The organism is Tepidisphaeraceae bacterium, from assembly GCA_035998445.1.
In the GTDB taxonomy this organism is placed as follows: Bacteria; Planctomycetota; Phycisphaerae; order Tepidisphaerales; family Tepidisphaeraceae; genus DASYHQ01.
Genome location: DASYHQ010000018.1, coordinates 303,405 through 321,889, shown reverse-complemented (window position 1 = coordinate 321,889; position 18,485 = coordinate 303,405). Strand labels below are relative to the sequence as shown.

General features: G+C 63.4%; 22 protein-coding genes and 1 tRNA gene. 15 read left to right on the top strand and 8 right to left on the bottom strand.

The genetic code is table 11. From position 1 onward, the window contains the following. The first annotated feature begins 53 nt into the window (after positions 1-53). Together groL and VGN72_08055 are read left to right on the top strand one after the other, a co-directional pair. Positions 54-1,697 carry a chaperonin GroEL gene (gene groL / locus VGN72_08060; protein HEV7299303.1) on the top strand — a complete coding sequence of 548 codons (1,644 nt, stop codon included), beginning with the start codon at positions 54-56 and terminating at the stop codon, positions 1,695-1,697. A gap of 291 nt (positions 1,698-1,988) precedes the next feature. After that, positions 1,989-2,978 (top strand): ankyrin repeat domain-containing protein, encoded by a 990-nt coding sequence (locus VGN72_08055; protein ID HEV7299302.1) that lies wholly within the window; start codon positions 1,989-1,991, stop codon positions 2,976-2,978. A gap of 968 nt (positions 2,979-3,946) precedes the next feature. Here the strand turns inward: VGN72_08055 and VGN72_08050 are convergent. Together VGN72_08050 and VGN72_08045 are read right to left on the bottom strand one after the other, a co-directional pair. Next, the gene (locus VGN72_08050; protein ID HEV7299301.1) at positions 3,947-4,540 is read right to left on the bottom strand and encodes a YdeI/OmpD-associated family protein; all 594 of its coding nucleotides are present in this window, start codon (positions 4,538-4,540) and stop codon (positions 3,947-3,949) included. Between the two features lie 83 nt (positions 4,541-4,623). Continuing rightward, positions 4,624-5,163, bottom strand: a complete 540-nt coding sequence (locus VGN72_08045; protein ID HEV7299300.1) for a DUF1697 domain-containing protein — start codon at positions 5,161-5,163, stop codon at positions 4,624-4,626. Positions 5,164-5,230: 67 nt separating this feature from the next. Between VGN72_08045 and VGN72_08040 the strand changes: the two genes are divergently transcribed. Both VGN72_08040 and VGN72_08035 read left to right on the top strand, forming a co-directional pair. Then, the gene (locus VGN72_08040; GenBank protein HEV7299299.1) at positions 5,231-5,581 is read left to right on the top strand and encodes an HNH endonuclease signature motif containing protein; all 351 of its coding nucleotides are present in this window, start codon (positions 5,231-5,233) and stop codon (positions 5,579-5,581) included. Between the two features lie 11 nt (positions 5,582-5,592). Continuing rightward, positions 5,593-6,093: an HD domain-containing protein gene (locus VGN72_08035; protein ID HEV7299298.1), complete on the top strand. Its 501-nt coding sequence runs from the start codon at positions 5,593-5,595 to the stop codon at positions 6,091-6,093. Positions 6,094-6,290: 197 nt separating this feature from the next. Here VGN72_08035 and VGN72_08030 read toward each other — a convergent pair whose 3' ends face one another. Beyond that, positions 6,291-6,635, bottom strand: coding sequence for a DUF6321 domain-containing protein (locus VGN72_08030; GenBank protein HEV7299297.1), 345 nt, complete (start codon positions 6,633-6,635; stop codon positions 6,291-6,293). A gap of 103 nt (positions 6,636-6,738) precedes the next feature. Between VGN72_08030 and VGN72_08025 the strand changes: the two genes are divergently transcribed. Genes VGN72_08025 through VGN72_08010 form a run of 4 tightly spaced genes read left to right on the top strand, consistent with a single transcriptional unit; the run spans position 6,739 to position 8,952 of the window. Beyond that, complete coding sequence (locus VGN72_08025; GenBank protein ID HEV7299296.1) at positions 6,739-7,539, top strand: AMP nucleosidase; 801 nt, start codon at positions 6,739-6,741, stop codon at positions 7,537-7,539. Positions 7,540-7,557: 18 nt separating this feature from the next. After that, positions 7,558-8,016 carry a hypothetical protein gene (locus VGN72_08020; GenBank protein HEV7299295.1) on the top strand — a complete coding sequence of 153 codons (459 nt, stop codon included), beginning with the start codon at positions 7,558-7,560 and terminating at the stop codon, positions 8,014-8,016. A 57-nt stretch (positions 8,017-8,073) separates the two neighbouring features. Further along, complete coding sequence (locus VGN72_08015; GenBank protein ID HEV7299294.1) at positions 8,074-8,436, top strand: hypothetical protein; 363 nt, start codon at positions 8,074-8,076, stop codon at positions 8,434-8,436. Positions 8,437-8,460: 24 nt separating this feature from the next. Continuing rightward, positions 8,461-8,952, top strand: coding sequence for an anthrone oxygenase family protein (locus VGN72_08010; GenBank protein ID HEV7299293.1), 492 nt, complete (start codon positions 8,461-8,463; stop codon positions 8,950-8,952). A gap of 751 nt (positions 8,953-9,703) precedes the next feature. On the opposite strand, the gene VGN72_08005 is transcribed toward VGN72_08010, so the two are convergent. Next, on the bottom strand, positions 9,704-10,069 hold the full coding sequence (locus VGN72_08005) for a hypothetical protein (protein ID HEV7299292.1): 366 nt from the start codon (positions 10,067-10,069) through the stop codon (positions 9,704-9,706). 90 nt (positions 10,070-10,159) lie between these two features. On the opposite strand from VGN72_08005, the gene VGN72_08000 reads away from it, so the two are divergent. Next, positions 10,160-10,672, top strand: a complete 513-nt coding sequence (locus tag VGN72_08000) for a DinB family protein (protein ID HEV7299291.1) — start codon at positions 10,160-10,162, stop codon at positions 10,670-10,672. A gap of 137 nt (positions 10,673-10,809) precedes the next feature. Here VGN72_08000 and VGN72_07995 read toward each other — a convergent pair whose 3' ends face one another. Next, entirely contained in the window at positions 10,810-11,217 is a 408-nt protein-coding gene (locus VGN72_07995) for an RNA-binding protein (GenBank protein ID HEV7299290.1), read from the bottom strand. 295 nt (positions 11,218-11,512) lie between these two features. Between VGN72_07995 and bamE the strand changes: the two genes are divergently transcribed. Together bamE and VGN72_07985 are read left to right on the top strand one after the other, a co-directional pair. Then, the gene (bamE, locus tag VGN72_07990; GenBank protein HEV7299289.1) at positions 11,513-11,878 is read left to right on the top strand and encodes an outer membrane protein assembly factor BamE; all 366 of its coding nucleotides are present in this window, start codon (positions 11,513-11,515) and stop codon (positions 11,876-11,878) included. A 62-nt stretch (positions 11,879-11,940) separates the two neighbouring features. Next, positions 11,941-12,336, top strand: a complete 396-nt coding sequence (locus VGN72_07985; GenBank protein ID HEV7299288.1) for a hypothetical protein — start codon at positions 11,941-11,943, stop codon at positions 12,334-12,336. A gap of 271 nt (positions 12,337-12,607) precedes the next feature. Here the strand turns inward: VGN72_07985 and VGN72_07980 are convergent, their stop codons facing one another. Further along, positions 12,608-12,817: a hypothetical protein gene (locus VGN72_07980; protein ID HEV7299287.1), complete on the bottom strand. Its 210-nt coding sequence runs from the start codon at positions 12,815-12,817 to the stop codon at positions 12,608-12,610. 176 nt (positions 12,818-12,993) lie between these two features. On the opposite strand from VGN72_07980, the gene VGN72_07975 reads away from it, so the two are divergent. The 3 genes from VGN72_07975 to VGN72_07965 all read left to right on the top strand — a co-directional run bounded on the left by VGN72_07975 (position 12,994) and on the right by VGN72_07965 (position 14,048). Next, on the top strand, positions 12,994-13,431 hold the full coding sequence (locus tag VGN72_07975; protein ID HEV7299286.1) for an EamA family transporter: 438 nt from the start codon (positions 12,994-12,996) through the stop codon (positions 13,429-13,431). A gap of 53 nt (positions 13,432-13,484) precedes the next feature. Beyond that, a tRNA-Arg gene (locus VGN72_07970) sits at positions 13,485-13,558 on the top strand. A 4-nt stretch (positions 13,559-13,562) separates the two neighbouring features. Further along, positions 13,563-14,048, top strand: coding sequence for a DUF2809 domain-containing protein (locus tag VGN72_07965; protein HEV7299285.1), 486 nt, complete (start codon positions 13,563-13,565; stop codon positions 14,046-14,048). A gap of 24 nt (positions 14,049-14,072) precedes the next feature. On the opposite strand, the gene VGN72_07960 is transcribed toward VGN72_07965, so the two are convergent. Both VGN72_07960 and malQ read right to left on the bottom strand, forming a co-directional pair. Beyond that, positions 14,073-14,468 carry a hypothetical protein gene (locus tag VGN72_07960; GenBank protein HEV7299284.1) on the bottom strand — a complete coding sequence of 132 codons (396 nt, stop codon included), beginning with the start codon at positions 14,466-14,468 and terminating at the stop codon, positions 14,073-14,075. Positions 14,469-14,529: 61 nt separating this feature from the next. After that, complete coding sequence (malQ, locus tag VGN72_07955) at positions 14,530-16,083, bottom strand: 4-alpha-glucanotransferase (protein ID HEV7299283.1); 1,554 nt, start codon at positions 16,081-16,083, stop codon at positions 14,530-14,532. Between the two features lie 157 nt (positions 16,084-16,240). On the opposite strand from malQ, the gene glgX reads away from it, so the two are divergent. Continuing rightward, positions 16,241-18,466 carry a glycogen debranching protein GlgX gene (glgX, locus tag VGN72_07950; protein HEV7299282.1) on the top strand — a complete coding sequence of 742 codons (2,226 nt, stop codon included), beginning with the start codon at positions 16,241-16,243 and terminating at the stop codon, positions 18,464-18,466. Positions 18,467-18,485 lie beyond the last annotated feature (19 nt).

Genomic DNA, 18,485 nt, shown 5'->3' with positions numbered 1-18,485 from the left:
TTCACAACTGACAACGGACCACTGACAACTGACAAATAGCAGGAGCAATTAACATGGCAGCAAAACGAATTACCTTCGACACCGAGGCCCGCGCCTCCATCCACCGCGGCGTGCAGAAGCTCGCCCGCGCGGTCAAGGTCACCCTCGGCCCGTCGGGTCGCAACGTCGTCCTCGAAAAATCCTTCGGCTCGCCCACCGTCACCAAGGACGGCGTCACCGTCGCCAAGGAGATCGAACTGGAAGATGCCCATGAAAACATGGGCGCCCAGATGGTCAAGGAAGTCGCCAGCAAGACCAGCACCGTCGCCGGCGACGGCACCACCACCGCCACTGTGTATGCCGAGGCCATCTTCAGCGAAGGCCTGAAGAACGTCGCCAGCGGGGCCAACGCGACGCAGATCCAGCGCGGCATCAACCTCGCCGTCGAGGCGATCGTTGCCGAGCTGAAGAACATGTCCAAGAAGATCTCCTCGTCGAAGGAAGTCGCCCAGGTCGGCACCTCCAGCGCCAACCAGGACGCCCAGATCGGTCAGATGATCGCCGACGCGATGGACAAGGTCGGTAAGGACGGCGTCATCACCGTCGAAGAGGGCAAGAGCCTCGATACCACCGTCGAGCTCGTCGAGGGCATGCAGTTCGACAAGGGCTACCTCAGCCCCCACTTCGTCACCGACCCCGCCACCGCCGAAGTCGTGTTCGACGACTGCTATATCCTCATCCACGAGAAGAAGATTTCCTCTGCCCGCGACCTCGTGCCGGCCCTGTCGAAGGCCGCCGAGCAGGGCAAGCCGATGCTCATCATCGCTGAAGACGTCGACGGCGAAGCCTTGGCCACCCTTGTGGTGAACAAGCTGCGTGGCACGCTGAAGGTGGCCGCCGTGAAGGCGCCCGGCTTCGGTGACCGCCGCAAGGCCATGCTGGAAGACATCGCGATCGTCACCGGCGGCACCGCGATCTTCGAGGAACTCGGCATCAAGCTCGAGACCGTCGAACTCACCCAGCTCGGGCGCGCCAAGAAGGTCCGCATCGACAAGGACAACTGCACGATCATCGAAGGCGCCGGCGAAGAGAAGGCCATCAAGGGCCGCATTGACGCGCTGAAGAACGAGATCGAGAACACCACCAGCGACTACGACCGCGAGAAGCTCCAGGAGCGCCTCGCCAAGCTGGCCGGCGGCGTGGCCCAGATCAACGTCGGCGCCGCGACGGAAGTGGCGATGAAGGAGAAGAAGGCCCGCGTGGAAGACGCGCTGCACGCCTGCCGTGCCGCCGTCGAAGAGGGCATCCTGCCCGGTGGCGGCGTCGCCGTCATCCGCGCCGCCGCCAAGGTGCTCGACGGCGTGAAGAAGGCCGCTAAGAACGACGACCAGTCGGTCGGCGTCGAAATCGTCCGCCGCGCGATTGAGGCCCCCATCAAGCAAATCGTCGAAAACGCCGGCGGCGACGGCGGCGTGGTGGCCCAGAAGGTGAAGGAATCGAAGGAAGTCAACTTCGGCTACAACGCCCTCACCCACGAGTACGGCGACATGCTGAAGATGGGCGTCATCGTCCCCACCAAGGTCGAACGCAGCGCGTTGCAAAACGCCGCCAGCATCGCGTCGCTCCTGCTGACGACCGACGCCGTCGTCTCCGAGATCAAGGAAGACAAGCCCGAACCGGCGGGCGCGCCGGGCGGTGGTATGGGTGGGATGTACTAAGCGATTGAAGTCGCTGACAAGCTGAGTTCAAACCAAGGGTCGGGCGTTGATAGACGCCCGACCCCTTTTCGTCTAATATGAAAGAGCTGGACGGCAGCGTCGTGGGATGCTACTCACTTCCGCCGGCCGGAACCTATGCACACCACAGGTTCTATACTCCTTCGAGTTTTCGCTTGGCGGCATACGAACGGAACAAAGGCAAAAAACCCTTGTAACACCGAGTCGCTTATTAGGTTTACCCCCAGCTATAGTCGTACACGGCTCTGGAATGCGCCATACGATCGCATAAGCTTGCGCGATCATCCGCCGTCCGTTGTTGCACCGCCATACTACATGACGGCAAGTCTCTATGGTGATCCGTGGGTCTACGTGTTCGTGACATCCGAGAGACCGGTTCGCGAATCGGATGTCCAGTTGAATGAACAGACAGATGTTGCGATGGCATGGGCGGATCTGTACGAAGAGCAGACGCATTTCCGTTACTGGAAGCGGGGGATGTTGAAGGTGTCTTTGGACGCAAGCGGCATCGAGAATTCAGGCCCCGTCCGGGTCCGATCATTCACAGGTACGATGTATGGGAAGTACCCCTTCCGCTGCAACAATAACCTAGGGGAGGTCCTGCAGACCATCACTGCGCGACTAGGGATCAAGATCAATGTTCAGCCACCCTTGCGGGCTGTAGACGGTGGTTTCAAATTAGAAGGGGATCCGGCTGAATACCAGTCGATCACCCTGACCGAACTGAACCCGCTGGAAAGTGGGGAATGCCCCGCTAGCGACCGGCTCCTAGCGGCGATCAACGAAAGATGCCTCCCCAACGCGCTGCGCGCGCTGTCGGATGGCGCAAGTTCTCTTCATTCGCCGGGGTCGCGGACGACACCCTTGGAACTGGCTGCTTTTGCCGGCGAGGCCGAACTAGTGAAGGCACTGGTGAAGGCGGGATGCCCACTGGATCGCAATTCCTCGCTCATTGCGGATTCGGTGCTTCACTTCAACCCAGAGGCGAAGGTGTTAAATATCGTCGAAACGCTCGCGGCCCTTGGTGCGTCAATTAATGCGCCTGGTCCAAGTGGCCTTACGCCGTTGCACTACGCAGTCCACGCGAAGTTCCCTTCAGTGGTCCGGCGACTGATTGAACTCGGGGCGGACGTAACGGCCCGCGACAGTTTACTGGGAACGACTCCGCTTGAACGGGCAGCACTTCTGACCGAGTGTCCGGAGAAGAACTCAATAATTTCTCTTCTATCTGTGGCCGTACGCGGCCGAAATGCTAGCAAGTAGGGTGGGCGGGTGGCATGGCCACGCGGGCGAGTTGCGTTCAGCGGTCGGGATGGATGGGGCGTGGCCATGCCTATGGGGGAGGGGTGACCAAGACATGGCCACGCGGGGCGGGGGTGCGATGCGGCTGCGGTCTTCGGCAAAGCGTGGCCATGGCATCCGGCACTTGTACGGGAGTTCCGTGGTCCACCACGGAGGTCGCGTCGTCCACCACGCGAGTTGCGTGGTCCACCACGCGAGTCATATGGTCCACCACGCGAGTTCCGTGGTCCACCACGGAGATTCCGTGCACTTGCACGGAAGTTCCGTCGTCCACCACGGAAGATTAACAGCCCACCATCGCACGGAGAAAAACGGGATGTTATGGCGCGGCAGATCGGCAGCGGGCGAAGGGCGATTTTATCGGGCGGGCCGGGTGCCACATTTCGGCGTACTCGCAGACCTGGGTCTTATCCGCCCGACGAAGAAACAGCTCCTGGAGTACCGCGACCTCTGGCACTTGGCTTGGGAGAAAAGGGCGAGGCTTCTCGTTTAGCGGGAGGGCGTGTCGTTTACTCTGAAGGGTGCGCAGTAAGTGGGAGGGCGTGTCGTTTTCCCTTACGGGCTGAGGGCGAACGAGAAGGGCTCAGGGAAAACGAGAGGGCGTGAGGGAAAGTGGGAAGGCGTCAGGGTAAATGGGAAGGCCGCAGGGAAAACGAGAAGGTTGCGCAGTAAACGAGAGGGCGTGAGGGTTTCTCTGAGAGCTTCAGGGAAAACGAGAAAGCATTATTCGGACCTTCGCCCCGCAAGCCGATGCGGCGGGTTGTGGGTGTGAAGCGGGGTGTAAGTTGAGAGGGGCGCTGGGGATGGATGTAGGCGGGGGGCAAAGGTTGTGTACTCGCGACCTGTGTCTTCATCAGACCCAGATCACAAACCGACCTGAATAGCATAGGTGGCCAGTATGAAGCCGGTGCCACCACCATCCCACGCAGTTATCGCTTCCTCTGCGGGTAGATCGTCTCCCCGCGGGCCAGCATGTTGACGATCGCGGCGATCTTTTTCGCCCGCCCGGCGGGCGTCTTCAGGGCGTTCGTACGGTAGATGATCGCGAAGCGGTTCTGGGCCGATAGGGTGGCGAAGGTGGCGCGGGCGGTTGGCGAGGCGTCGATGGCTTGCTTCAGGTCGGGTGGGACGGTGGCGGACTTGATCTGGTAGGCGGCGGCCCAGCGGCCGTCGGCTTGGGCGGCGTCGACGTGGCGCTGGCCTTGGGCGGTCATGCGGCCGGCGGCGGTGAGGCGGGCGACGTTGGCGACGTTCACCTTCGACCAGACGCTCTTGCGGCCGCGCGGCGTGTAGCGTTGCAGGAAGCTCGTCTCATCCAGCCCCTTGCGGATGCCGTCGATCCAGCCCCAGCAGAGGCAGACGTCGATCGCCTCGACCGCGGTGATCGACTTCAGCCCCGACGCCTTCTTATGAATCTTGATCCAGAGTTCCGTCTCGCGATCGTGGTGCTTGGCGAGCCACCGCTCGAACGCGGCGGCGTCGCGGAAGGTGCGGACCATGGCGGGATCGACGATTACCGGCATGCCGAAAAGCGTAGCGAGGCAGTCCGAACGCGGCAATCGATGGCGGGGGCGGTGAAGGGTGAAGGCGGGATCGCCATCCCGCCCTACGCGATGGCCGCGGCTAGGTTGCGAAGTTTCTGGACGGTGTTCCAGTTGCGGGCGGTGTTCGTCACGCCGAGGCCCTTGTCGAAGCGCTCGGCCAGTTTCGAGGTGCCGAACCCGAAGGGCGTGTGGAGGTAAGCGACGTCGCCAACGATCTTCAGGCCTTCGCCGGGCTTCGCGTGAGATAGCAGCGAGCTGACGGCCGCTGGAGTGGGGCGGGCGGCGAGCAGGGCGGCGTGCAGGTGCTTGCCCTCGCGGAAGTCGGGGAAAGGGTTGTTGGCGATCAGCACCTCCCACTCGGCCAAGGTGGGCGCGAAGATCGCCTTCGTGAAGTCAAACTTCTCGCGGCAAACGGCGGCGACCGTCTCGATGACCTTCTCGCGCGGCAGCTTGCTGGCGAGGACGGCGTTGCCGCTGTTGATGTACGTCGCAACGCCTTCGAACCCCGCGGCCGTCAGTGCAGCGCGGAGTGGGGCGGTGGGCAGCTGAGTCGCGCCACCCACGCCGCGAAAGAGGATGATGTAGATGGTTCTGGCTGCCATATCGCTCAACGTAACGCCGCCACGGCTGACGGCAACAGGAAAGCGGTGTTCGTCGCGGCAGCTTACGATGGCCGCCTACACTGTGGAGATGGTCGACCACCGTTCGAACGAGCCAACCGAGCGGTGCTCCCTCTGCGAGCGCGACGTGCCACGGCGGTTGATCACACTGCATCACCTGACGCCCAAATCGCGTGGCGGCACGGCGGAGCAGCGCGTGCCGTTGTGCAAGCCGTGCCATAAGCAGATCCACGCGACGTTCGATAATAAAACGCTGGAGCGGGAGCTGGCGCAGGTCGAACAGCTGCGCGCGCATCCGCAGTTGCAGCCGTTCCTGAAGTGGATCGCGAAGCAGTCGCCGGACCGAAACTTCCGCGTTGTCACATCGAACGATCACCCGAAGCGTCGGCGGCGGCGGTAGACTGGGGGGCGATGGCAGATCTACTTTCCAAGGCGATCGCGCTGGCCGCTGCGGCCCACGCGGGGCAGGAACATTCGCAGGGTGAGGCGTACGTGCTGCATCCGCTGCGCGTGATGGCGGCGGTGGCGCTTAGTGGTAACGCGCAGGTGGACGAACGGCTGCGCTGCGTGGCGGTGTTGCACGATGTGCTCGAGCGAACGGCGACCACGGCGGACGATCTGCGGCGCGCCGGCATGCCACTGGCCGTCGTGCGGGCGGTGCAGCGGTTGACGCACGACGAGGGGACGGCGTACGCGGACTACATCGTAAAGCTGAAGCGCGACCCGCTCGCCCGCGCGGTGAAGATCGCGGATTTGATGGATAACGCCGATCTGCGGCGCGTGACGTTTCGGCCCGGCAAGCTGAAGCAGGATTTGCCGCGGTTGGCACGATACGCGGCCAGCCATCAGTTCCTGACTGGCCGAATCGATGAGAAAGCGTACCGCGGTATCATGGAGCGGACGCAGCGTTGAATACTTGATGCACAGGTTCCGGTCCCCTCTCCTGCGTACTCGCGGGGGAGGGCTAGGGAGGGGGCTTCGCGTCGACCTGGAACGGTTGGCGATCGCGCCCCCACCCTGACCCTCCCCCGGAGTACCGGGAGAGGGGACCGGAGGAACGCGTGGGTACGGTGTGCGTCAGGTATGGTGTTGCCTTATCTCGCGGGCGACTACGCCTTCTTGTCCTTCTCGCGGTGGTAGCGCTCCAGCAGTTTCGTGCCTTTGCTGGCCAGTCGTTTGACCGCGGCCTTCGTTGTCGGAACGGGTTCGCCCCAGGCGTGGGCCTGCTTGGCGAAGCGGGTGGGCTGGCCGTCGGCGTCCTTCAGTGGCGGGATGTCGGCCTTGCCGTAGTGGCGGCGCAGGAACGATCCCTTGCGGCGCAGGTCGTCCGGCGACTTGGCCTCCTTCACGCCGGGCTTCAGGTTGGCGCCTTCGGTTTCCTTAAAATGACGACGACCGGCAGCGGTAAGGCCACCGGCGGGATTTTTGCGGGAAGTCGTTTTGCGGTTCGGCATTGAGATTTCCTTGAATGAACGTCTCCGAAACTCTGCAAATCGGGTGCCGTGCCGGGCGGCGAACGTGCTCATCGTCGATCGCCGCGCGTATACTACGCAGCGGATGAAGACCAAACAGGAGATCGTGCGCGACTGGCTGCCGCGGTACACGCAGCGGTCGCTGAAGGCGTTCGGGAAGTACATCCTGCTGACGAACTTCACGGATTACGTCGAGTCGTTCGCGCATCAGTTCGACGTGCGCGTGATGGGCCGTGGCAGCCCGATGCAGACGGCGACGGCCAACGACATCACGATCATCAACTTCGGCATGGGCAGCGCGATGGCGGCCACCATCATGGACCTGCTGACCGCGATCAAGCCGCTCGCCGTGCTTTTTTTGGGCAAGTGCGGCAGCCTGAAGTCGACGTACAAGGTGGGCGATCTCATCCTGCCGATCGCGGCCATTCGCGGTGAGGGGACCAGCGAGCAGTACGTGCCGGCCGAGGTGCCAAGTTTGCCGTCGTTCCGCTTGCAGATGGCGGTCGCGACGACGATCAGCAGGCACAACATCAACTACTGGACCGGCGTCGTCTACACGACCAACCGGCGCGTGTGGGAGCACGACGACGAGTTCAAGAAGTACCTGACGAAGATCCGCGCCAACGCGATCGACATGGAGACGGCCACCATCTTCACCGTCGGCTTTACCAACGAGATCCCGCGCGGCGCGCTGCTGCTGGTCAGCGACAGCCCGATGACGCCCGACGGTGTGAAGACCCGCCGCAGCGACCGGGCGGCCAACGCGAGCTTCGTGGAACTGCACCTGCGGCTGGGGATCGAGTCGCTCGCAGAGCTGCGCGACCGCGGCGAGAGCGTGAAGCACCTGCGCTTCGATTCGAACGGAACGCGGCGGATACGGAAGTAAAACGAAAGGACATTCCTTATGCGAAACGAAATCGCGGCGATGCTGTGCGGCGTGCTGGTCTTCACCGGGTGCACGCACGGCGAACCACCCCAACCCAAGGCGGCGACGATGAAGGGGAACAAGGTTCATCCTGCAAAGGCGACCACGATGGCCAGCGCGCAACAGGCTGAGGCGGGCGGTTGGGAACTCGTGCCGAGCGCGAACTACACGGCCACGCAGACGCCGGGTGAGATGACGATCACCGCGCGCGGCGAGGCGCCAACGGGTGGCTATGAAGTGAAGTTGCAGCCGAGCAAGTTGAAGATCTACCCGCCCCAGTATCTGCTGCAGTGGAAGAAGCCGGACGGCCCGGCGTTCCAGGCGATCTGGCCATTCGAGGTGAACGCGACCTTCAAGGCGGACGAACCCGTGGCGGCGGTAGCGGTGACCGACGGTGCTGGGAAACACGAAGTGAAGGTCGATAAAGCGCTCGATTAGATCGGTGCGATCTGGCGCGTCGATGGAGTTGGTTTCAGCGATGACGAGGCGGCAATCATGATGCAGATGAGCGGCACGGAGCAGCTGGTAGAGTCGACGTCTCCGGATCGAGCCGTGCCCGCGATCGCGTATGCCACGCCACCGGAACGATCCGCCATGCGCGTCTGGGCGGCGGCTGCGATCGTGCTGGCGGGGTTGGGGCTATTGGTGATCGGTGGATGCTTCCTGATCGGCGTGCTGTCGATCATCACGCCGGGCCTGTTCTTCGGCCCATTAACGCCCGGCGGCACGGGGTCGCTGACGCCGGCACAGTTCACGCTGATGGTCGTGCTGTACGTGCTGGCCTTCGCGTCGGTGGCCGGCGGGGTCGTGATGCTCGTGACGGGCGCACGTGGATTGTTTCTCGCGATGCGCGACTAGACGGTTTCGATGAGGGGGCAACCCATGAGCGATCGCGTGCTGATGATCCTGACCCTGCTGGCGGCGGTGGGAAGCGGGGTGGTGGGTGGGGCGTTCTTCGCGTTCTCCACCTTCGTGATGAAGGCGCTGGCCCGCCTGGCCCCCGCGCAGGGCATCGCGGCGATGCAGTCGATCAACATCGTCGTGATCAACGTGTGGTTCATGGCGGCGATGTTCGGCACGGCTGCGCTATGCACGTCGCTGAGCGTCTGGGCGATGCTGAACTGGCAACGGCCGATCGCGCCCTACCTGCTGGCGGGCGGGTTGCTGTACGTCATCGGCACGGCTGTGCTGACGATCGTGTTCCACGTGCCGCGGAACGACGCGCTGGCGGTCGTCGATCCGGCCAGTGCGGGGGCGGCCGAGCACTGGGCGCGCTACGTGCGCTCGTGGACGCTCGGCAACCACGTCCGCACCGCCGCTGCGGTCGCGGCGGCGGTGGTATTCATGATGGCGCTGGTGAGGCGGGTTTCTTGAAGAGTCAGGAACTGGTGGTGCGCGCCGATTGCGTCGGAAGGGAACGCGAAGGCGCGAAGGGCAGACGCGAAGGACCGCGAAGGAGACTTTGAGCGATCGTCGCGGCGGTCTGGGTAAGGGAAACTTGGATTTCGTGCACCATTTTGCACCATTGTGCACCATCGGGGGAAGGTGACGGGCGCTGGCGTTGGTGCGGCGTCGGCTATTCGGTTGTCAAAGAACACACTATCCGTTTTTACGCTCGCGCTGCGCAATTGAAGTTGATTTGGCGCAATGCCCTCCGCTTCCATCACGCCATCATCCGACGGCGAATACGGGGGGAGATCCTGCGGAGTACCTCAGGATGACGGCTCGACAACGGGCTACTTTCTCAAGTGCATAGGTCCGGACAAGAATGTCCGTCCCACCGGAAGAAGGAAGGGCAGAAGAGACACAAAACGGGCAACAACATATTTGATGCACACCGTGCCCGCGCGTCCCTCCGGTCCCCTCGCCCGGTACTCCGGGGGAGGGTTAGGGTGGGGGCGAGCGCCAACATGTTCCAGGTCGTACGCGCAGCCCCCTCCCTTGCCCTCCCCCGCGAGTACGCGGGAGAGGGGACTGGGAACACGTGCATCAAGTATGTTGATGCCCAAGATGCCTGTGCCACAGAAGACCGAATACGGGGGGAGATAAATACGGGGGGAGAGACAGGCAGGAATGCCTGTCCTACAGACGAAGGGCCCGACCGGTGGGGGATCGTGCGGGCGGATCAGCCGATCGCGCCCTTCACGGTCTCGATGAGCTTGGGAGAGCCCATGTCGGCCTTGCCGAAGCCGGGGAGGGCGCCGCAACCGATGGCTTGCTGTTGCGCGTCGGCGTAGTCGCTGACGAGCATGATCTTCTGCTGCGGGTAGCGCGAGTGGAGGTCCTTCACGAGGTCGAGGCCGGCCTCGTCGAAGCCGACGGGCTCGCGGTTGATCAGGAGCAGGTCGACGCCGTTCTCGCAGGCCTCGGTGAGGCTGGGGACATCGTTGACGCGCAGCACCTTGCAGGGGGCGACCTTCGTCTCGATCTCCCGCTGAAGGCGCGGACCATCGAAGTTGCAATGACCGACGAGCACGACGAATTTGGACATAGATCGATCCTCTTAAGCCGCTGCCCGCTCGCCAACGACTCACGAGCCGTTCGATTGGTCACGGGCGGTACCGGCAGTAGCATGATAGGCATGAACGCAACGGATGTGATCCATCGTTTACGGCGGCACCAGCTTTGGGCGAACGCACGGTTGCTGGAGGCGTGCCGGCCGTTGTCGGCGGAGCAGTTGGATCGGCCGATGGCGATGGGGCAGGGATCGGCGCGGGCGACGATCGTGCACCTGTACGCCGCCGAGGCGGCATGGATGGAGGCGATCAGCGGCGTCGTTGAGCCGGTCTCACCCTTCAGCAGGCGGTTCGCATCGATGGACGAGCTGGCGGAAGCCTGGGGAGAGCTGAATGCGCGGTGGGCCGACTACTACGACCGGTTGATCGAGGCGGAACTGGATCGACCCATCACCAAGCGCAGCACGTCGAGCGGCGCGGGGCGGACGTTCGCGACGCCCGCGGGCGACGTCCTGATGCACCTGTTCACCCACTCGCAGTACACCGCGGCACAATTGAAGAACATGCTGAGGCAATTGGGCGTCGACCCGTTGCCCGACGTGATGCTGATCACGCAGAGCCGGATGGACGCGCGGTAACGCGTGCAGCGAAGAAGCCTGCCGCTGAAGCGGCAAGCCCGGTGAAACGAGAGTGTCGGTTAAATGGAAGAGGCCGTCCCTTTGTGGGGGACGGCCTCTTGTTGCTAAATCAGTTTGCCTTGGCAGGCGAACGTGGTTTAGTAGCGGTCGCGACCGCCACCACCACTGCCACCGCGCGAGCCACCGGCGTAACCGCCGCCGCCGCCGCCGCCACGGTTGCCACCACCACCGTAACCGCCGCCACCGCCACGGTTACCACCACCACCGTAGCCACCACCACCGCCACCGCTGCGGTTTTCCTTCGGCTTGGCTTCGTTGACGGTCAACGCGCGACCGCCGTTCTGCTGGCCGTCGAGGGCCGCGATGGCCGCCTGGGCCTCCGAATCGCTACCCATCTCGACGAAGCCGAAACCCTTGCTGCGGCCGGTGTCCCGGTCGCTGATGATCTCGGCGCTGATGACAGTTCCGTACGCGCTGAACAGCTCCTGAAGGGTGCTGCTGTCGACGTCGTAGCTCAAGTTACCGCAATACAACTTCTTGCCCATTGTGTTCTCCGATAGAATAGGGCGTAGACCCGATGTTTTACTTTCCGAGCCAGTGTGGAAAGAGGCCAACCTTTTGGCCTAAAAGTAGGAAAGGAGTCGAGAAGGGGACTGCGGCCAGAAAATGAACTGTCGCCGGACCGATTCTTGTCAGCTGACCAACCGCGGAGACTATACCTGACGGAAAACCCCCTGTCGAGTAATTTCCCAACCGAATCTGATCCGCTTTTTGCAGACGCCCATTGGACGGGTAAGCTACATCTGTGATTGACCGTCACTTCAACAGGGGCATATCGAGATGAGCAACCTCCGAAGCACATTCGTCACGCTGACCCTTGGGGTGGGGGTGCTGGTAAGCGGCGGGTGCCTCGTGGGTGGGTCGTCGAACATCCAGCGCGAAGGAAAATACGTGTCGTCGGCCACGCTGCAGCAGATCGAACCGGGCACCACCTCGTCGGCGTGGGTGATGGCGGTGCTGGGCGAGCCGACCCAGCGGCTCTCGGTCGAGGGGAGCAACGAGATCTGGAAGTACGCCTACACCGAGACCAAGCGCAGCAGCGCATACGTGTTCCTGATCTTCGGCGGCAGCGACGTCAAAAGCACCGACAGCGCCGCCTACTTCGAGATGAAGGACGGGGTCGTCCTGCGCAAGTGGCAGGGGTAGAATCGGGTGACGCCGAACGACGTCGGGCCCGAACTGAACCCTTTGCCCAGAATCTTGACGGCATGACGCAGCACGACCACGCCAATTCTCCACCCGACCAAGCCGGTTCACCGTTCGACCAGATCATCAACGATGACGGTGCCATCGACGCCGCGGCCGAGTGGTCGCGCGAGCAGTTGCTGGCGGGGCGGGTTGCCGAGGAGATCGTCGGGGACCTTGTCGCCCAAGGGTGGGATGAGGACGAGGCCAGCGGCCTGGTCGAGGAAGTGCGAAAGCTGACGCGCGACGAGCGCGGTGTGGTGACGCGCGATACGGTGGCCGCCATCGCCAACCGCGAGTATCGGCGGGGTTCGGGTGGGTGGTCCGTGGGCTTTCCCACCATCGCGGCGGCGCGGCGTTTGTTCCACGCGATGGCCAGCCTCAGATGGCTTCGCCACTTCGGCTCAAGGCGACGATAATCACATCGCCGAACGAAACACGGCCGCGACGGACACCTAAAGGGCGTGAGTCGCGGCCGGTTCTAAGCTGTTGACTAGAGCAGCGGACTTATTCCTGTAGCGGCTTGTCCTCTGGGTGCCACGGTTTGGTACGCCAAGCCGTGTCGGTTGCGTCTACCCAGCACGGCTTGGAGTACCAAACCGTGGCACCCAGACGCTACGGTAAGGTGCCCCCTGCTCTAGCCGTTCGAGCCGGTCACCCGATCGAACGGCAACCCTGCTGCCGAACGAACTACAGCTTCATCCCGCACTTCGGGCAGGTGCCGTTGGCGTTGGCCTTTTGCACGCCGGCGCAATGCGAGCAGGCGTCGGCGGACATGTTCTTCGTGTCGCTGCTCTTCATCTCGGTCTTGGTGTGGGTCGTGGTCTTGCCATCGTCGCTCTGGCAGCCACCGATTAAGCAGGCGGTCATCACGGTGAAGGTTGCGATCAGCGTACGCATATTGGAACTCCAACTAAGGAAACGGATGTGCTGGCCGCTCGCAGCGACCTCGACGTGCAATCTAACTGCCCGGCCCGCCGAGCACAGCGCCGATTCGCGTAACCTTTTTCAATTGATCGCGCGTGCGTGCGGGATTGTCCATATGCGGCTGCGCGCGGCGACGCAATACTGCCGCCATGGGACAGTACACGTGGTTGATGTTCGCCCTACTGGGTGCGGTGCTTGCAGCGACCGTGCAGGTGATGACCAAGCGAGCGCTGGACAAGCTGGACGTTGCGGTGGCGGTAACGGTGCAAAGCGTCGTCATGCTGGTGACGTTGCTGTCGGTCACCACCATCACGCAGCGATGGTCGGCGCTGGGCGGGTCGCCGAAGTGGGCGCTTGGACTGGTCGGCTTATCAGGCGTGGCCGCCGGTCTGGCGTGGTTCTGCGGGTATAAGGCGCTGCAGATGACCGAGATTTCCCGTGCGACCACGGTCGACCGCCTGAGCCTGCCGATCGCGGTGATGATGGGCGTCGTGTTCCTGAAGGATCGCCCGTCGGCATTGAACTGGGTGGGCGTGACCTGCATGGTCGTGGGCGCGATCCTGGTGTCGCGACCGAGCGCCGGATAGGTGCCGGGTGGAAAAGCTGCGAACGTCTCGGGTAACATGCCAGCGAGTCGCCTGCACCCGTAGCTCAGCTGGATAGAGCATCCGCCTTCTAAGCGGACGGTCAGTGGTTCGAATCCACTCGGGTGCGTTTCGTGGCCGCTGCCGACGTGCCGGTGGGGTTGATCTTCATACCGTGGCTCATCCGAACCGATAAACCGACTGTGCGACTTTCCAAACCCACGCGCGGCCGCATCCGCGCCACCTGCATGTTCCTGGCGATAGTGGCGCTAGCGGTCATCGCCGACTGGGGGCAGGGCCGGTACTGGTGGCTGCCGGTCCGCGTGAAGGAGATCATCGGCAACCTGCTGTGGGCCGGTGGCACGTTTTGCCTGTTGGCCATGCTGCGACCCTACTGGTCGACGCGCACGCTGGCGCTGCTCACGCTCGCGCTAAGCGTGGCGATTGAGGCGAGCCACCTCCTGCGCTGGGCTCCACTGGAGCAATTTCGCGATCGCGGCATTGGCTACGCCATTCTCGGTGACCGGTTCCGCTGGCTGGACCTGATCGCCAACGCCGCCGGCGTCGTGATCGCCGCCGGGCTGGACGTGCTGATTCGCCCGGAGAAGCGCCGGCGGTAGCAAGACTGATCAACGGGTCGTGGCCTATTGCTGATATCGCTCCAGGCGTGCGGCGACCACGGTGTCCATAATGCCAATCCCAAACACAGAGAGCACCACCGCTGCAAAGCTGGCGGGGCTCTTGGTTTTGGCAGCGGCCACACCGAGAACGGCGGTGTCGAGCACGTCGCCCACGACGCGCATGCGGAGCGCATCGCTTAATGCCGCACTGGGACGATCCTCCGCGAGAATGCTTACGCCGTGCAGGACCTCTCGTAAGCCCAGCACGCGCAGCACGCCACGATGGGTCGCGGTGTCGTCCAGGCCCATCATGTGTTGCACTTGCCGTGGGGCGGCGATCTCGGCCAAGCCGATGCCGATGCTGGCCCAGCCCAGCGCATGGGCGGCTCTCGTGTCCACGAGGCGTTGATGACGTGACATGGGGTTCGCTCCTCTACCTGGCCCTTCGGAACGCGACAACGCGTCGGTACCAACCGATCGATCATTCATGCTGTGGCGAAGATGCTGACCTGCCAAACGTTTCAGTGAGTTCGCCAAGACGTTCCATCCCAGCTTCCGCGGCGTCGAAATCGCTCAGCCGCCACCGCCAGTTGCCGGTTCCGGTACCGGGCTGGTTCATGCGGGCGCTGCTTGGCAGCGACATCACGTCCTGCAGTGGCGCCACGGCGAGTGACGCGACGGACGACCACGCGAGGCGAATCAATTGCCATGCCACATCGCGGCCGGTCTGCTGGCCGGTGTATCGTTCATAGCCCGACTTCTGGTTGGCATCGAGCGAGCGATACCAGCCGACCGAGGTGTCGTTGTCGTGCGTGCCGGGGTAGGTGACGGCATTTGGAACGTAGTTGTGTGGCAGGTGAGGGTTGGCGGCGTCGTCTCCGAAGCCGAACTGAACGATGCGCATGCCCGGCAGCTCGAACCGGTCGCGCAACCGCTCGACCGCCGGCGTGATGACGCCTAGGTCCTCGGCGATCAACGGTAGTGAACCGATCTCGTCGCGAAACGCCTCGAACAGCGCCGGTCCCGGTCCCTTCGTCCACGTGCCGTGTTCGGCCGTCGCGTCACCGACGGGCACGCGCCAGTAGGCCTCGAAGCCGCGGAAGTGATCGAGCCGTACTAGGTCCGCCTGTCGCAGCGACGCACGCAACCGCGCGACCCACCAGGCGTAGCCGTCGCGCTCGGCGGCGCGCCAGTCGTACAGTGGGTTGCCCCAAAGCTGCCCCGTGCCGCAGAACGCATCGGGCGGGCAGCCGGCGACGGCCTTGGGGCGCAATTCGCGGTCGAGCTGGAACAAGTGCGGGTTCGCCCAGACGTCGGCGGAGTCGGCCGAGACGAAGATCGGCAGATCGCCGATCAGCTTCACGCCGAGCCGCCGGGCGCGGTCGCGCAGCGCGTCGAGCTGGCGATAGAACAGGAACTGCAGGAACGCGTGGTACTCGATGCGCGCCGCGAGCGTTCGCTTTGCCTCGGCAAGGGCGGCGGGGCGGCGGCGCATCAGCTCGGCGGACCACTGCGTCCAGCTTTGCCCGTCGTGCGCTTCGCGTAGTGCCATGAACAGCGCGAGATCATCTAGCCACGAAGCGTTGCCTTTGCGGAACCGCTGAGCGAGCGGGGCCCATTTACGTTGTTTGGTTGGTGTGCGGAACCGGTCGAAGGCGCGGATCAGCAGCGCGGTCTTCTGCCGTTCGACTTTGTCATAGTTCACCGGACCGGTCGGGGCGCGATCGGTCGGCAGGTCGGATCGATCCAGCAACCCATCCGCCACCAGCGCGTCGGGGCTGATCAGAAGCGGGTTCCCCGCGAATGCCGAGAAGCATTGATAGGGTGAGTTACCCGCGCCTGGTGGCCCCAGTGGCAGCATTTGCCACCACGACTGTTTTGCGGCCGCCAGCATCTCCAACCAACGAAATGCATCGGGCCCAAGGTCGCCAATGCCGTGCGAACCGGGTAAAGAGGTAACGTGCAGCAGCACGCCCGACGATCGCGGTAGTTTGGTTGAAATCGACGGCGCAACCGCGCCCTTGCTCTTGCCCATGCTGGCGCCCGTTGCAAACGCTCTGCCTGTTGCGCCGAAGCGTGCAGGTCCGCCGCGGTACACCCTTTGCATTTTCCGTTGCCTACGCCCGCCAACCTGGTGGGGGAACAATGGGATTTCGAGTGGGAACGCCCGAAAAATCGGGCGGTAAATTGAGATGTCAGAAGGAATCGCTATGCGTGTTTGGCCGGGTCGTCCCTATCCGCTTGGGGCCTCGTTTGACGGTGCGGGCGTGAATTTTGCTTTATTTTCCGAGCACGCGACGAAGGTCGAGTTGTGCCTCTTTGACGGTCCGGAGTCGACCACCGAGTCGCACCGCGTCACGTTGTCCGAACACACCGATATGGTCTGGCACGGGTACTTACCCGACGTCGAGCCCGGCCAGTTTTACGGCTACCGCGTTCACGGGCCGCACGACCCTCAGGCCGGCATGCGGTTCAACCCGAACAAGATCGTGCTCGACCCGTACGCCAAAGCGCTCGGGCGAAACGTGAACTGGGACGATTCGCTGTTCGCGTACAGGGTCGGCGAAGATGACCTGACGTTCGACGATCGCGACAACGCCGCCTACGCGCCGCTGGCCTCGGTGATCGACACCGCCTTCACCTGGGGCGACGACCGTCGCCCGAACACGCCGTGGCACAAGACGCTGATCTACGAGGCGCACGTGCGCGGCATGACGATGCAGCACCCCGATGTTCCGGAGGACCGCCGCGGCACGTACTCGGGACTGGCATCGGAACCGGTCATCGCCCATTTGCTTTCGCTTGGCGTGACGGCGATCGAACTGCTGCCCGTCCACGCGCATCTGGACGACCGCGACCTGCTGACGAAGGGGCTGACGAACTATTGGGGCTACAACACGCTGAACTACTTCGCGCCGCACCTGGAGTACGCGTCGAGCCAGTCGCCGCGCAAGAGCGTGCAGGAGTTCAAATCGATGGTGCGGTCGATGCACGCCGCCGGCATCGAGGTGATCTTGGACGTCGTCTACAACCACACCTGCGAGGGCAACCAGATGGGCCCCACGCTGTCGTGGCGCGGGATCGACAACGTCAGCTATTACCGGCTGAGCGCCGAGGACATGCGTTATTACGTCGACTTCACCGGCACCGGCAACACGCTGAACATGATGCACCCGCGCGTGCTGCAACTGGTGATGGACAGCCTGCGCTATTGGGTAACCGAAATGCACGTCGACGGTTTCCGGTTCGACTTGGCAAGCACCCTCGCCCGCGAGCTGCACGACGTGAACCGGCTGGGCGCGTTCTTCGACATCATCCATCAGGACCCGATCCTGTCGCAGGTGAAGCTGATCGCCGAGCCGTGGGACGTGGGGCCGGGCGGGTACCAAGTTGGTAACTTCCCGGTGCTGTGGACCGAGTGGAACGGCAAGTATCGCGACGACGTGCGCAAGTTCTGGAAGGGTGAACCCGGACTGGTGAGCGAACTGGCGACGCGGTTGTCGGGCAGCAGCGATCTGTATCAGGAGAACGGCCGCAAGCCGTACGCCAGCATCAACTTCATCACCGCGCACGACGGTTTCACGCTGCAGGACCTCGTCAGCTACGAGCAGAAGCACAACGAGGCCAACGGCGAGAACAATCAGGACGGCGCCAACGACAACGAGAGCTGGAACTGCGGCGTCGAGGGGCCGACGGACGATCCGGGCATCATTGCGCTTCGCGAGCGCCAGAAGCGCAACCTCTACGCAACGCTGTTGTTCTCTGAAGGCGTGCCGATGATCTTCGGTGGCGACGAGCTGAGCAAAACCAAGTTCGGCAACAACAACACCTACTGCCAGGACAATCCGTTGACCTGGTTCGACTGGGACTTGGACGACCGGAAGAATGCGTTCCTGGATTTCTGCAAAACCTGCAACCGCATCTGGGCCGACCAGCCCGTGCTGCAACGCCGTAAGTTCTTCGTCGGCCGACCGATTCGTGGACAGGGCATTAAGGACATCTCGTTCTTCGACCCCAGCGGCGCCGAAATGAGCGACGAATCGTGGAACGCCGGCTTTGTACAGTGTCTGGGCGTGCGCTTGGCCGGTGACATGATCAACGACGTCGACGAGCGGGGCGTGCCGATCAAGGGCGACACGCTCCTGTTGATGCTGAACGCGCACTGGGAGGAAATTCCGTTCACGCTCCCATCCACCACCGATGGTGACGTCTGGCAAACGTTGATCGACACCGCCGAGCCCGATCGGCCGCTACCGGTGCGCGTGCGCCCACAGCGCGAGCAGTACCCGCTGTACGGCCGATCGGTCGTGCTGCTGCGTACTGTGAAGGCGGACGAGGCAGGACAGAACGTGACGTCGACCGAGGTGGACGTCCTGCGCCGGGCCGCCAACACAGCAACCGCGCCAATCGCGAGGTGAACGGAACCTCGTCACTAAC